The organism is Consotaella aegiceratis (assembly GCF_036541425.1).
Classification (GTDB): Bacteria; Pseudomonadota; Alphaproteobacteria; order Rhizobiales; family Rhizobiaceae; genus Consotaella; species Consotaella aegiceratis.
Genome location: NZ_JAZHFT010000009.1, coordinates 62,875 through 75,461 on the forward strand (window position 1 = coordinate 62,875; position 12,587 = coordinate 75,461).

Sequence of the window (12,587 nt, forward strand, 5' to 3'; positions counted from 1 at the left end):
TAAAACAGATACAATTTTAATTACCGACGATTTTTATTTAAATAACAATTGAAGGTATGAAATAACTCTTGATAAACTTCATGTCAGTTATATTTTTATAAGCTACACAAACAATCTGTATGCGATGAACATATGTAGACATAAATAAATATAGAGCGATAGTAATTATATGAAGCTTATTTTATATATTTGTATGCGTAATATAATCTAAGTTAATGGAATAATAGTTAATTTAATTACGATTTGCGTTGTGGTTTTTTACTTATGATTAACTAGAGAAATCTAGTGTTTCGGTCATGGCGGATTGACCGAAAACTTCCGGTCGAAGGCATGATGCCGTCTCGTCATCCCGGCTCGACCCGGAATGTCCCCCAAGATCAACAGTTTTTCGGGACAACCAAATCCATGACCAGCGTTCTCTACAACGCCGCGGCGACGACCGCTCTGCGCGTTCTCCAGAGCACCAACGACCAGCTCGACAAGGTCGAAAACCGCATCTCGACCGGTCTCAAGATCGGCGAGGCCAAGGACAATGCAGCCTACTGGTCGATCTCGACCACGCTGAAGTCCGACAATGCCGCCATGTCGAGCGTCTCCGACGCCCTCGGCCTGGGTGCGGCGACCGTCGACACCGCCTATACCGGCCTGAACAACGCCCTCGACGTTCTCAACTCCATCAAGGAAAAGCTGACCTCCGCCACGCAGGACGGCGTCGACGCCCAGGCCGTGCAGGACGAGATCAGCGCCCTCCAGGATCAGCTTGAGTCGATCGCCACCTCCTCGAGCTTCTCGGGCGAGAACTGGCTGTCGGTCAATTCGGGCGTTTCGGGCTACAGCGCGACCAAGAGCGTCGTGTCGTCGTTCACCCGCGATGCCAACAACTCGGTTTCGATCGGCACCATCACGATCGACACCTCGGACATCGTCCTGTACGACTCCTACTCCAGCTCGGGTATCCTCGACAGCGCCGTTCAGCTCACCGATTCGGACGGCAACGCATTGTCCGTCGGCGGCACCGACGCCACGGGTTCGGCCCCGGGCACGCAGGGTCTCGACACGGCCACTTCGACGGCTGGTGAAGTGACGGCGACGGCAACCGCTGCGGTCGCTTCGCTCGGCACCCTCAACATGGCCGGCTTCGACACCAACGACACGATCACCTTCAACATCGCTGTCGATGGCGCCGCGGCTCAGTACGTCGAGTTCACCCTCGGCTCGGTCGCGTCCGACGGCAGCGACTTCGCCACCAACATGCAGAGCGCGATTGACGGCGTCATCGGCTCGGGCAAGGTGACGGTCGCCGTCGATGGCACGACCAGCGAGATAACCATCACCTCGGCCACCACCGGCGCCTCGTCGTCGGTTGCCGTCACGTCCGTGACCGCGGTCGACGGCGACGGCGATGCCACGGACGCTCTCGGCCTGTCCAACAGCACCGTTGCGACCTTCGGAACGGGTACGGCAGCGAGCTCGAGCTTCTCGTTCTCCGGTACGTCGGACGCGGGCGACACTCTCGACTTCCGCTTCCAGTACAATGGCGACGTCTATCAGGCGCAGACGGTCACGCTGACCGCCGGTATCTCTGAGTCGGACTTCGCGACTGCCCTGCAGACCGCGATCGACAACGCCACGAAGATCAGCGACGGCTCGACCTTCGGCGGCGGCTTGAGCGTGTCCGGCAACGGCTCCGGTACCATCACGTTCGAGACCGACGACACGGGGGCGGACCAGAACTTCGCCATCGTCCAGGTGACGACGGACGACGTCGACAGCGACGGCACCACGGCGGCCAACATCAACATGGGCCTGGCCGTGACCGCGACGGTCAGCGGCACGGGCACGGCGGCGGCCTACGACCTCGGTGCCTTCGACGCCACGAACTACGATGCGGGTGACCAGGTCCAGTTCGACGTCACGGTCTACACCGACAGCTCGGGCTCGATCTCGGCCGACCGTCAAACTCTGTCGGTTGCCGCGGCGAGCACCATCGGCGACATGACCACCAACCTGCAGGCGGCCTTCAACGAGGCCTATGGCGCCGGTGTGGTCACCGTCAGCAACGACGGCACCAACATCACCGTCACCACCGTCGGCACGGGCGAGAACTACGGTCTGGCCTTCGACAACTTCGCGGGGGTCGACGGCGATGGCGCCACGACTTCGGTCCTCGGCTTGACCGCCGGCTCCGATACGGGCACTGCCGCCACGACGGCCGCCGCCGCCTATGCCACTCTCGGCTCGACGTTCTCCTCGTCCGTCACCTTCGACGACGGCGACAGCCTGAGCTTCGACGTGGCGATCGACGGCGGCACGGCAACCACCGTGACGATCACCAAGGACACCATCGACGAGGCGCTGTCCACGACCGATGGCATCATCGCCGACGGCGACGACTTCGCCGCCGTCATCAACCAGGCCCTGTCCGACGCCAGCGTCACCGGCCTGACGGCGTCCAACAGCTCGGGCACCATCACGATCGCCAAGTCGTCGACCGGTTCGGGCAGCGTCGCCATCTCCAACGTGGAGTCGTCCACGGGCGCCGACACCATCTCGGTGGCCGACATCGACATCTCCGACTCGGCCCTGGCCGCGCTCGGCGTCGATGACACGACCCGCGCGGACGTGCTGTCTGCCTACATCTCGGTCGTCAACCAGGCGATCACCAACGTCACGGCGGCGGCCTCGTCGCTGGGCGCGGTGGCCAGCCGCATCGAGCTGCAGCAGACCTTCGTCACCGACCTCATGGACACCATCGACGAGGGTGTCTCCGGTCTGGTCGATGCCGATATGAATGCCGAGTCGACGCGCCTGCAGGCCTTGCAGGTCCAGCAGCAGCTGGGCGTCCAGGCTCTGTCGATCGCAAACTCGACGGCGCAGAACGTCCTGGCCCTTTTCCAGTAGGCCGTTAGTGCCGGACGACGAGCCGGCCTAACCGACAATGCTGCACTGAGTACCTAGAGTCGGTGCGGCCATGACTTGGAGCCCCCCGGACCCTTCGTGGTCCGGGGGTTTTTTGTGTTCGGCCTCGGCTCCCTGCCGCAGACAAAGCGGCCCCGCTTTGCTTCGTCGGGAGGACGTTATGTTTAGCATTCAATAAAATCGAACACGACGAATTTTCATAGGCCATTAATATGTGCTGACTAGATTACCGGCATGACGAATTGATCGGGCAGGACCGGTCGAAGGCATGAAGCCGGCTCGTCATCCCGGCAGCGACCCGGAATGTCCCCAAGATCAACAATTTTTCGGGACAGCACATTCAATGACCAGCGTTCTTTACAACGCCGCCGCGACCCAGGCCCTCCGCGTCCTCCAGAGCACCAATTCCTCGCTCGAAGAGACCGAGAACCGGATCTCCACCGGCCAGAAGATCAATTCCGCCTCCGATAACGCCGCCTATTGGTCGATCTCGACCACGCTGAATTCCGACAATTCGGCGTTGTCCGCGGTCAGCGACGCTCTTTCCATCGGTTCCTCGACGGTCGATACGGCCTATCAGGGACTGGAGAGCACGCTCGACGTTCTCGATTCGATCAAGGAGAAGCTGACTTCGGCCTCTTCGGAAGGTGCCGATCTCGACGCTCTGCAGGACGAGATTTCGCAACTTCAGGATCAGCTCGTGTCGATCGCCTCCGCCTCGTCCTTCTCCGGCGAGAACTGGCTGTCGGTGAACTCCGATCTGAGCAGCTACGAAGACACCAAGTCGATCGTCTCCTCCTTCACCCGCGACAGCTCCGGCAATGTGACGGTCGGCTCGATCTCCATCGACGTCAGCGACATGGCGCTGGTCGACGGCTCGAGCTCGGGCGAAGGCATCCTCGACGCCGGCAAGTCGGGCAACACCGAAGTCGGCGGCCTGGCCGGCGCGACGGCCGATGTCGCCAGCGCCTCGCTGACCCTGACGATCCCGACCATCACGGACGGCGATACCAGCGACACGCTGCAGTTCGTCATCGAGGTCGACGGCACTCAGTACACGCTCGATGCCGCAGAAGTCGATTTCAACGACTTCGACGAGGAGTCGGAAATCAGCGCCTTGATCGGAAGTGCCGAAGATGCTGACGACAATGCCCTGAGCGGCGTGACGGGCGTCACCATCACCGCCAATGGTGACGGCACGATCACCATCACCTCCGCGAATGGCGTCGACAGCTCCGTCTCGCTCGTCAGCTCCACCTACACCGCCGGCAGCACCGGCACCATGGAGGGTTTCGACTCCAGCACGGCGACGAGCTCCACGACCTATGCGTCGACGGCGACGATGACGACCGCCTTCGATGACACGATCACGCTGGATGCCAACGACTCGATCTCGTTCGACGTGACCATCAACGGTGGCGATGCCGTCACCGTCACCATTGACCAGGACACCATCAACACGGCCCTGGGCGATGACGCGGATGGCGAGATCACCAGCGCCGACGACTATGCGACGGTGATCAACCAGGCGTTGGAAGACGCCGGGATCAGCGATGTGACGGCTTCCGTCGACGATTCGGGCGCGATCGTCTTCACGAACAGTGCGGCGTCCGACACCAGCACGTCGGAAATCACGATCAGCTCGGTGGAATCCAGCCAGGGCGTCAGCATCCTGGATATGGACGTCACCGCCTCGGATGCGGACATCACCTCCTACCTGAACGCGATCAACGACGCGATCTCCAAGGTGACCAGCGCCGCTGCGACCTTGGGCGCCGTGTCGAGCCGCCTGGACCTCCAGAGCGACTTCGTCACCAGCCTGATGGACACGATCGACGAGGGCGTCTCCGATCTGGTCGATGCCGACATGAACGAGGAATCGACCCGGCTTCAGGCCTTGCAGGTCCAGCAGCAGCTGGGTGTCGAGGCACTGTCGATCGCCAACTCATCGGCTCAGAACATCCTGTCGCTTTTTCAGTAAGGCGCTGATGCCGGACGACGAGTCGTCCACGCCGACGCTGCACTGATGCATTGACGTCGATGCTGTTAAACTTGAGCCCCCGGATCCCACGCGGTTCGGGGGCTTTTTGTGCGCTGAATCCCCGATGGACGGAGGTGCCGCAGCTTCACTGAGAACGTTAATTCTTCGAGCTGCCAGACCCCTTGCCGCCCTGACGCTGCGGATCGTCGGACCGTCGGCGCGTTAATCTTCGTTAGCCGTAGCTTAATCCCCGCGCAAGCTTGTCCCGCGATAGTCCGTCTGCAAGTGCAGCTCATGGCATCGAGGGGGCGTTCATGGCGTTCGTCGGACGCGAACAGATCGAGCAGGTGATGGCGAATCTCGGGGCCCTGGGGCCTCGGAGATTGGGCGCGTTGGCCATTGTCGGCGCGCTGATTGTCGCGATCGTCGGCATCGGCGCATACTATCTCAGTCGTCCCGACATGGAGACGCTGTATTCCGGGCTCGACCGAGCCGACGTCACACGCGTCACCGCCGCACTTGCCGACGCGGGCATCCCGTTCGACGTCAACACCGCCGGCGATACGGTCATGACGCCGTTCTCGCAGACCGGGCCGGCACGCGCGCTTCTCGCCGAGAACGGCCTGCCGCGCTCCGAAAGCGCCGGCTACGAACTGTTCGATGAACTCGGTTCGATGGGGTTGACCTCCTTCATGCAGGAGGTGACGCGGGTTCGCGCCCTGGAAGGCGAGATCGCGCGAACGATCCAGACCCTGAAGGGCGTGCGCGCCGCGCGCGTGCATATCGTCCTGCCCGACGAAGGTTCCTTCCGGCGCGAGAGCCAGAAGCCTTCGGCCAGCGTCGTCATTCGCACCGACAATGACGAGGCGTTCAGCGAAGCGCAGGCGATTCGCCATCTCGTCGCGGCGGCGGTGCCGTCGATGACGGTCGACGAGGTCACGATTCTGAACGCCGACGGCACGCTGCTGGCCTCCGGCGACGACGGTGTGTCGGCCGCGCCGACCAAGCTGTTCGGCATCGAGAAGGTGGTTTCGCAGGGAATCGAGGATTCGATTCGCCGCACCCTGGCGCCGTATCTCGGCATCGGCAATTTCCAGTCCAGCGTGGTTGCGCGCCTCAACACCGACCGCAAGCAGATCGACGAGCGCATCTTCGATCCGGACGGCCGGGTCGAGCGGTCCGTACGTTCGGTGCGCGAGACCTCGAATTCCAACGACACGACTCAGGACCAGCCGGCGACGGTGGACCAGAACATCCCGCAGGATCAGGCGGCCGGCGGCAGTGGCAATCAGTCCATATCTGAGACCGAACGGCGCGAGGAGCTGTCCAACTACGAGATCAACGAGAAGCGCGTCTCCACCGTCAGCGACGGCTATTCGGTCGACCGCCTGTCCATCGCCGTGGTCGTCAACCGGGGTCGCCTGGCCGAGACGATCGGCGAGAACGCCACGCCCGAACAGGTCGACGCGGCGCTCCAGGACGTGCGTGGGCTGATCGCTTCGGCGTCGGGCTATTCGGAGGAGCGTGGCGACCAGATCACCGTCACCGCCGTCGATTTCGTGGCATCCAACGAGGCCCTGGAGCCCGTGCCGTCGCCTGGCTTCGGTGAGATGTTCATGCGCCAGTCCGGCACGCTCATCAACGCCTTGACGGCTCTCGTGGTCGCGGTCCTGCTCATCTGGTTCGGCCTCAAGCCTGCCATTCGTGCCATCACTGCCGCTCCGTCCACCGCCGTGGCCGCCGACGAGGGCATGCTCGACCTGGAGAATGCGGGGCTCGCCGACTTCGCCGGAGGCGACGTCATGGCCGGCCTGGGCGACGGCGGCGAGCTGACCAACGAGATGGCGGAGAACCTGCTGGCCGGCATCGACTTCGGCGGCGGCGGTGCGATCGGTGGCAGCGACGACATGGACGCCGATCTGCTCGAGGATCTGAACCGCAGCAAGCACAACTCGCCGCAGGCACGTCTCTCCAAGCTTGTCGACTTCGACGAAGTCCAGGCCGCTGAGATCTTGAAACAGTGGATTCATCAGAAGGAGGCCGCATGAACGCGATCCCTCTTGCCCAGTATCTTTCCGAATTCGAACAACGCAGCACTGCCCCTTTCCGACCGGCGAAGTCCGATCGCCGCAGCCGCCCCGAGCAGCCGATCTTCGAGCATCTCTCGGTGGTCGACGACGAGAGCGGCGGAGCCGAGCTGGAGTCGGTAATCTCGTTCGACACCGACGAGGCGCCCCAGCTGATCGTCGAGGATGCGGCCGATCACGAGCCCGCCGATCTGGAACCGGAGCCGGCTTTCGACATCGAGGCGGCCAAGGAGAAGGCCTTCTGCGACGGGCGCGAATCGATGCGCGTCGAAATGGAGGCGGTCTTCGCCGAGACCCTGGCCGAGGAGCGCCAGCGCGCGGCCGAGGCTCAGGAGTCCGCGATCGCCGAGGCGCGGCGCGAATGGATCGAGGAGGAGGCGACTCGCATGGCCGAGCGCTTCACGCTCGGTCTGGAGCGCCTGGAAAGTGCCGTCAAATCCTCGCTCAGTGCCGTTCTGCGTCCCGTTGCGACGGAGGCGCGCCAGCAGCGTACGGTGGAGGAACTGATCGGCGCCATTCGCACGATGGCGCTCGACGGCAAGCCTTTCCAGATCGTCGCCTCGGGACCCGAGGACCTGCTTGCGAGCCTCTCCGAGAGGCTTGGCGAGCACAGGAAGCTGGTGACCTTCGAAAAAGGCGAGGACACCGAAGAGGTTCGCGTGCTCGCCGATACGACCATAATCGAGACGCGCCTGTCGGCATGGCGGCGGGCTCTGGATGAGGCGTTGTCGTGAGCCCGAGAGCGGAACCGCACGAACATCAGGAAATCATCATCGTCAAGCGTGGCCATGACGAACATGATGAGCATCACGGCGGCGTCTGGAAGATCGCGTTCGCGGACTTCATGACCGCCATGATGGCGTTCTTCCTGGTCATGTGGCTGACGAACGCGACCGACGATGCCACGAAGACCCAGATCGCGCAGTACTTCAATCCGATCAAGCTGAACGATTCGACGCCGTCGGCGCGCGGATTGGACGAGGGCAACAAGGGGCAGGACGAACCCATTCCGGACTATGGCCCGGGCAATCAGGAATCGGAAGGCGAGGCGTCCGGCAAGCCGATCGGCGGCCCCGAAAAGGGTGGCGAGGAGAAGGCGCTGTTCGCCGACCCGTATGCCGTTCTGGCGGAGATCGCCGCCGAGGGCGGCCCTGGAACCGGCGAGCGCTTCGAGGACGAGAACACGCCCGATGGCAGCGGCATGCCGGGACTGAACGGCGGCGACGCCTATCGTGATCCCTTCGATCCGACCTCATGGCAGCTGGAGCCGAATGCGGTGAAGGCCACGAAAAAGGCGGCCGAAGCATTGCCGGAGTTCAAGACCACCGTGGTGGTCAAGGAGCCGAAATCGGACGAAGCCGATGGTGGTGCGGCGTCGAAGGACGAGAAGGACACCGAGATCGCCGAGGCGAAGGAAGCGACCAAGCCGACCAAGACGCAGGAGCTGAAGCAGGAGATCGAGCGGCAGTTGGCGGCACTCGCGCCCGGCGCGCAGACCAAGGTCGAAGTCAGCGAAGGCGAAGGCGGCGTGACCATCTCGTTGGCCGACGACGTCAAGGGCGGCATGTTCGAGATCGGCTCCGCCAAGCCCAAGGCCGAAACCATCCAGATGATGGAGCAGATCGCTCGCATCCTGTCGACGCGCAAGGGCTCGATTTCCATCCGCGGCCACACTGACGGCCGCCAGTACAAGGACGGCGGCACCTACGACAACTGGCGCCTGTCCACCGACCGCGCTCAGATGGCCTACTACATGCTGGTTCGCGGCGGATTGGACGAAAATCGGGTGAAGTCGATCGAAGGCATGGCTGACCGGAATCTGAAGACGCCCAACGACCCGGATGCCGCGGCCAACAGGCGAATCGAGATCTTCCTGACCGAGGCGGCGGCATGAGACGGCGCGGCTTGTCCTGGCTGGCGCTGGGTGCTGCGCTCGCGCTGACGGGGGCCGGCATGCGCCTGGCCCTTGCCGAGGAAACGGATGGACATGGCGACCCGCATGCCGCAACGGCCGAGGCGTCCGCCGACGAGACCTCGGAGGGCGAGAGCTCCGACCGGGGACCGTGGAAACTGACCCGTCCGCCGATGCCCTTCGAGATCGTCCGGTCGCTGCAGTTTCTGCAGGATCAGGTGGCGAGAGGCAACAACCGGGCGATCGCGGTGCAGGCACGCCTGCTGCGTCGGTTCGAACCGGTCTTTCGCGACTCCGACCCGGAGTTCTGGAGCGATCCGCGCAATCTTCGCGCCGCCGCTCTGTTCATTCTGAGCGGCGGTCCGCCGACGGTGGCGCGCAGTATTCTCGGCCGGACCTCCCTGACGGGCGACGACAAGGCCTTGCTCGAGGGGGCGCTCGCCTATGTCGAGAACCGGCAGGACGAGGCCCGCGAAAAGCTGGGCAGCCTGGACTTCCGGGCGATGGACCCCGCGCTGGCCGGGCATATCAGCTTGGCGCTGGGGCAGATCGACCAACTGGAGGATTCAGCCAAGGCGATCGCCCATCTCGACCGGGCCAGACTGCTGACGCCAGGCGGGCTGATCGAGGAAGCGGCGCTGCGGCTGGAAGTGCTCTTGGCCGACGAAGCCGGAGACCACGAGAAGGCCGATCACCTGGCACGCCAGTATTTCGATCGTTTCGCTCGCTCGTCCTATGCGGCCAACTTCCAGGCGCGCTTCGCGGCGGCCTATGCCGCCCGCAGCGGCGACGAGGTGGCGACCGTGGCAAGCATCGATGATGCGACGGCCCGTCTCGACCCGGAAGCGCGGTTGTCGATCTTCCTGGCGGTCGGTCGTCGGGCGCTCGTGGAAGGCAATCTGAAGCTGGCAGCCGAAGCGTCCCGCGTGGCCTTGAACCAGGATACCGGATCGCGCGAGGAGCGCCAGAGAGCCACGCTCTATTCGATCGCGTCATCGCTGGCCGACGTCGACTATGGCGAAGCGGCGGCCACGTTGAATGCGCTCGATCCGGCATTGTTGCGTCCAGCCGACCAGGATCTGCGCGAGGCCGCCTATACGGTGCTCGAACAGATCCGCCAGGCTTCCACTCCGAAGTTCGTCGCCGATACGAAGATCGAAGAGGAGGCCACCGACGTGGCCTCCGTAGCCGAGCGCGCTCAGCGTCTCTTGCAAGAAGTCTCCCAGGACCTCCAGGCAGAATAACCATGACGATTGCACTCACTCCCGCCTTGATCGAGGCGGAGGTTCCCGTCCAGGGCGCCAAGGGACGGGGTTCGCACGCCGACAAGAAGACGGCGGGAGAGGAATTTCACCGCGCTCTGGACGAGTCCGTCAAGGATGCGGTCAAGGAAGCCGCCAAGCCATCCGATACGGAAGCGGCCTCGCAGGCCGCCCAGGACGAAGCCGACGTCGTCGACGATGATACCGGTTTGCCGGGCGATGCCAAAAAGCCGGACCGGGACCAGGCCGGAGAGGTCGCCCGGACGTTCGGCGCGCGTCTGGCCGAAGTGCTCTGCGCCAGCTATGCCGGCCGCTCGGAGGGCATGGGTCAAGATGTCGTGCGGGCGGCGCCCGACCAGGTGACAATTGACCACGTTACGGCCGATCAAATGGCGCCTGACCAAGTGGCGATCACTGGGATCGCGCAAGCCATGCAGTATCCGGCGATCATCGTGGCCGACAGTCCGGCGGCGGAGGGCGATTCGGCCGTCGGATCGGCAAGCATCCAGAACATGCCGGGCGACTTGATCGACTTGCTTAAGCTGGATGACTCGGATGCCGTCGCGCTGGCGTCGCCGGACCTTGCCGAGACGGATTCCTTGGAGTCCCTATCGTCCTCGCTCGGTCTCAAGATGCGGGCCGCGCTGGGGCAGGGCGACGGCAGCATGCCGCGTCTCAAGGTCGACGTGGTCCATATGGAAACGCATTTCGAGCCGAACGCGGATCAGGCCGTGGTGTTGGAGAACGCCTCTTCGGCCCGCAATCTGTCCGTTCGCGCCGGTGATGCACAGCAGGCCGGCGCGCTCGCCGGCGCTATGACCGACGAGACCGAAAGCGACGATGCGCCGAGCGACATCACCAAGACGCTCGCCACTCTCGGCCGGTCCGAGGAAGCGGCCGTCGACGGCGATCAGCCGGCCAGAGCGCGCACCGTCGAGGGTGCCGCTGTCAGGACCGCCGAGGTTGATCAGTCGGCGAAGACGAGAGCGCGAAACACAACCGAGGCAAGCGCCCAGCTTTCGGACAAGCCGGCCGTGAAGCCCGATACCGTCGTGCAGAATGGAGCGACGGGCGGCGGGGCACAGCCCGAAACCGGCAGCGGCAACGAAGAGGCGAGCGAAGGCTCGCTGCGGGAGAAGGCTCCCGTGTCCGATACCCCTCGCACGGCCGGGCAGGCGAAGGACGGGGCCTCGACGACTTCCACGTCCACGAGCACCACGAAAGCGGTCAACGCGAGCCTGGAAACCGTGGTCTCCGGCGACAACGCGCTCACCACCCAGGTGGCCAACCGCATCATTTCCGCACTCAATCCCACTGGGCGCGCCGAGGTAGCCCAGCGGCCTCAGTCGGAAACCGGGCTGGCGCTGAAGGCCGGCGGCGCGGCACTGAAGACCATGCTCATCCAGCTGCAGCCTGAACATCTCGGCCAGCTCGAAGTCTCCATGCGCTTGGTGGACGGCGAGCTGTCGGTCGAACTGGCCGCCAGCGAACCGGAAACGGCGCAGCATCTCGCCAACGATCGCGACAGCCTGCGCAAGCTCCTGCAGGGCGCCGGCTTCTCTCTCGACGACGCGTCGATCAAGATCGTGGCACGCGACAACCTGGCCGCACGAAGCGATGCAGGCTCTGCGACCGGCGGCCAGTCGAACGGCAACGGTGCGACCGACAATTCCCGTGGAGAGCAGTCGGCCGATTCGCAGAGCTCGCGCCAGCAGCAGAGCCGCGGTGGAGAAAGGCAGCCCAGCCATGATGACGAGGCGTCTGCGCCGCACCGCGCTCGCGGTTCTTCTGTCTATCTCTAGCTCCGGCGTCGCGCATTCGGAGCCGATCGCCGCAGAGGCGGCAACCTGTGAGCGGGCGATGGAAAAGGCCGCTCGCTCCCTCCACGTGCCGCTGGCGATCCTTTATGCCGTCGGCCTTGCCGAAACCGGCCGGAAGGGCACGATGTCGCCCTTCGCTCTCAACGTCGCCGGCAAGCCGATCTTTCCCCACGACAAAGGCGGCGCCGTCGCCGCCTTCGAGGCAGCCCGCAAAAAGGGCACGAAGCTCATCGACGTCGGATGCATGCAGATCAACCACCGCTATCACGGTGAGGCGTTCGGCAGCGTTTCCGACATGCTCGATCCCGAGCGCAATGTGCGCTACGCCGCCGAATTCCTGGCGCGTCTGCGTCAACGCGAAGGCAACTGGACCATGGCCGTCGCCCGCTACCACGCGGGCCCCAACAACGACCCGGCGCAGAAGCGCTACGTCTGCCGGGTCATTGAAAATATGATCGCTGTCGGCGCCGGCCGATGGACGACGGAATCCCAAAGATTTTGTAAAGGCTAACGCCTCGTTAACCCTGTCCGGTAAGGAAATTTAACAATCTACTAAAATTTGAGGATAGGAAGGAACTCCGCTCCAGCGTACCCCTAGAGCATAAG

General features: G+C 63.7%; 8 protein-coding genes. All 8 read left to right on the forward strand.

The window, feature by feature from the left end; translation table 11 throughout:
• The first annotated feature begins 405 nt into the window (after window positions 1-405).
• The 8 genes from SMD10_RS08665 (at window position 406) to SMD10_RS08700 (ending at window position 12,492) form a co-directional block, all read left to right on the forward strand.
• Window positions 406-2,901, forward strand: a complete 2,496-nt coding sequence (locus SMD10_RS08665) for a flagellin N-terminal helical domain-containing protein (RefSeq protein ID WP_331685278.1) — start codon at window positions 406-408, stop codon at window positions 2,899-2,901.
• Between the two features lie 361 nt (window positions 2,902-3,262).
• Window positions 3,263-4,900 (forward strand): flagellin N-terminal helical domain-containing protein, encoded by a 1,638-nt coding sequence (locus SMD10_RS08670; protein ID WP_331685279.1) that lies wholly within the window; start codon window positions 3,263-3,265, stop codon window positions 4,898-4,900.
• Between the two features lie 314 nt (window positions 4,901-5,214).
• Window positions 5,215-6,948, forward strand: coding sequence for a flagellar basal-body MS-ring/collar protein FliF (gene fliF / locus SMD10_RS08675; protein WP_331685280.1), 1,734 nt, complete (start codon window positions 5,215-5,217; stop codon window positions 6,946-6,948).
• A complete protein-coding gene (locus SMD10_RS08680) occupies window positions 6,945-7,721 on the forward strand; it encodes a hypothetical protein (protein WP_331685281.1) in 777 nt (258 codons plus the stop codon). Before fliF ends, SMD10_RS08680 begins: the two co-directional genes overlap by 4 nt.
• Window positions 7,718-8,881: a flagellar motor protein MotB gene (locus SMD10_RS08685; protein ID WP_331685282.1), complete on the forward strand. Its 1,164-nt coding sequence runs from the start codon at window positions 7,718-7,720 to the stop codon at window positions 8,879-8,881. Before SMD10_RS08680 ends, SMD10_RS08685 begins: the two co-directional genes overlap by 4 nt.
• Window positions 8,878-10,143 (forward strand): hypothetical protein, encoded by a 1,266-nt coding sequence (locus SMD10_RS08690; RefSeq protein WP_331685283.1) that lies wholly within the window; start codon window positions 8,878-8,880, stop codon window positions 10,141-10,143. Before SMD10_RS08685 ends, SMD10_RS08690 begins: the two co-directional genes overlap by 4 nt.
• 2 nt (window positions 10,144-10,145) lie before the next feature.
• Window positions 10,146-11,963 (forward strand): flagellar hook-length control protein FliK, encoded by a 1,818-nt coding sequence (locus SMD10_RS08695; protein WP_331685284.1) that lies wholly within the window; start codon window positions 10,146-10,148, stop codon window positions 11,961-11,963.
• Complete coding sequence (locus tag SMD10_RS08700) at window positions 11,908-12,492, forward strand: lytic transglycosylase domain-containing protein (protein ID WP_331685285.1); 585 nt, start codon at window positions 11,908-11,910, stop codon at window positions 12,490-12,492. Before SMD10_RS08695 ends, SMD10_RS08700 begins: the two co-directional genes overlap by 56 nt.
• Window positions 12,493-12,587: the final 95 nt, after the last annotated feature.

What these genes read in the sequence shown, in the direction of transcription:
- SMD10_RS08665 (WP_331685278.1), top strand. Translation starts at nt 406, where the DNA reads ATGACCAGCGTTCTCTACAACGCCGCGGCGACGACCGCTCTGCGCGTT.
- SMD10_RS08670 (WP_331685279.1), top strand. Translation starts at nt 3,263, where the DNA reads ATGACCAGCGTTCTTTACAACGCCGCCGCGACCCAGGCCCTCCGCGTC.
- fliF (WP_331685280.1), top strand. Translation starts at nt 5,215, where the DNA reads ATGGCGTTCGTCGGACGCGAACAGATCGAGCAGGTGATGGCGAATCTC.
- SMD10_RS08680 (WP_331685281.1), top strand. Translation starts at nt 6,945, where the DNA reads ATGAACGCGATCCCTCTTGCCCAGTATCTTTCCGAATTCGAACAACGC.
- SMD10_RS08690 (WP_331685283.1), top strand. Translation starts at nt 8,878, where the DNA reads ATGAGACGGCGCGGCTTGTCCTGGCTGGCGCTGGGTGCTGCGCTCGCG.
- SMD10_RS08695 (WP_331685284.1), top strand. Translation starts at nt 10,146, where the DNA reads ATGACGATTGCACTCACTCCCGCCTTGATCGAGGCGGAGGTTCCCGTC.
- SMD10_RS08700 (WP_331685285.1), top strand. Translation starts at nt 11,908, where the DNA reads ATGATGACGAGGCGTCTGCGCCGCACCGCGCTCGCGGTTCTTCTGTCT.